Below are 2101 nucleotides of genomic sequence, written 5' to 3'. Positions count from 1 at the left end.
CGCATTCACCAGATAGCAGCCGACCCTGCAACGCTCGCCCACCAGATGGGCTTTCTCCCTTCCGGCGAGCTGTCGTCCTCGGACATGCTGCGGGCTGCGAAGCACCTGGGCCTCAAGGCCCGCCTGGTGCGCACGACGCAGGAACGCCTGCTCCAGACCCCATTACCCGCCATCGCGCTGATGCAGCCATCGTCCGGGAGCGGTTATCCGGACTTCGCGGTACTGGCGCAATGCGATGCGAACCGGGTACTGCTGCAAACCGGCCATGCGGGCAGCCGGCCGGCCATCGAGCCGATGGATGTCTTTATCGCGCGCTGGACCGGCCAGCTCATATTGATCACCAGCCGCGCCGCACTCGCGGGCGAATTCGCCAAATTCGATTTCAGCTGGTTCATTCCCAGCTTGGTCAAACACCGCAAGCTGCTGGGCGAGGTATTGCTGATCTCCTTCATGCTGCAGCTGTTCGCCCTGATCAGCCCGCTGTTCTTTCAGGTGGTCATGGACAAGGTACTGGTGCACCACGGGGTCACGACCCTGGACGTGCTGGTCATCGGACTCGTCGTGGTTGTCGTCTTCGAGAGCCTGCTCAGCGGCCTGCGCGCTTATGTGTTCAGCCACACCACCAACCGCATCGACGTCGAACTCGGCGCCCGGCTGTTCCGCCATCTGGTGCAGCTACCGCTGGCCTATTTCCAGGCGCGGCGGGTGGGCGACTCGGTCGCCAGGATGCGGGAGCTGGAGAACATCCGCAACTTCCTGACCGGCAATGCGCTCACCGTGGTGCTCGACGTTCTGTTTTCGGTGATCTTCATCGCCGTCATGCTGTTCTACAGCGTGCCGCTCACACTCATCGTCCTCGTGAGCCTGCCGCTGTACTTCGGCCTGAGCCTGGCCATCGTGCCCATTTTGCGCAGGCGCCTGGACCACAAGTTCGCCCGCGGTGCCGAGAACCAGGCCATGCTGGTCGAGACGGTCACCGGCATCCAGACCGTCAAGGCGAGCGCGCTGGAGCCGACCTTCGCCCGGCGCTGGGACAACCAGCTCGCCGCCTACGTCAGCGCCAGCTTCAAGACCCAGAACATCGCCTCTTGGGCGCACGAGGGCGTCGCCCTCGTCGGCAAGCTGGTCAATGCGGCGACGCTCTGGTACGGCGCCCACCTGGTCATGGACAACCAGCTCACCGTCGGCCAGTTCGTCGCCTTCAACATGTTCGCGCAGCGCGTGGCCCAGCCGATCATGCGCATGGCCCAGCTCTGGACCGATTTCCAGCAAACCGGCATCTCGATGGCCCGCCTGGGCGACATCCTCAATACCCGCACCGAGGTGCTGCCGTCGAGCGCCGCCCAGCTCCCCCCGATCCGCGGCCGCATCACGCTCGACGGGGTGCACTTCCGCTACCGCCCCGAGGCATCGCCCGTGCTGTGCGGCGTCGGCCTGGACGTCGAACCCGGCGAGGTCATCGGCATCGTCGGGCGCTCCGGCTCCGGCAAGAGCACCCTGACCAAGCTCGTCCAGCGGCTCTACGCGCCCGAACAGGGCCGCATCCTGGTCGACGGCATCGACATCGGTTTGATCGACGCCGCCCAGCTGCGCCGCCAGGTGGGCGTGGTGCTGCAGGAGAACCTGCTGTTCAACCGCAGCGTGCGCGAGAACATCGCGATCGCCGACCCGGCCGCGCCCATCGACGCGGTGGTGCACGCGGCGCGCCTGGCCGGCGCCCACGACTTCATCAGCGAACTGCCCGAAGGCTACGACACCCTGGTGGGCGAGCAAGGCGCCAGCCTGTCGGGCGGACAGCGCCAGCGCGTGGCCATCGCGCGCGCGCTGTTCACCAACCCCCGCATCCTGATCCTGGACGAGGCCACCAGCGCGCTCGACTACGAGAGCGAAGCCATCGTCCAGCGCAACATGGCCCAGATCTGCAAGGGCCGCACCGTCCTGATCATCGCCCACCGCCTGAGCGCCGTGCGCCACGCCCATCGCATCATCGTGATGGACAAGGGCCGGATCGTAGAGGCCGGGTCGCACGACGCGCTCGCGCAGCGGCCCCAGGGCCTGTACGCCCACCTCTGGCGCATGCAGGACGGAAGCCACGCAACAC

Annotated in this window: 1 protein-coding gene; it reads left to right on the top strand. The window is 66.7% G+C overall.

Annotated features, from left to right (window positions below):
• Positions 1–2101: type I secretion system permease/ATPase (locus DFQ15_RS16755; protein WP_110467044.1), on the top strand; the 2101-nt coding region annotated here is incomplete at both ends.

This window comes from Xylophilus ampelinus (assembly GCF_003217575.1).
GTDB classification, from domain to species: domain Bacteria; phylum Pseudomonadota; class Gammaproteobacteria; order Burkholderiales; family Burkholderiaceae_C; genus Xylophilus; species Xylophilus ampelinus.
Note: the sequence above shows the minus strand (reverse complement) of the source record. Positions and strands in the feature narration are given on the sequence as shown.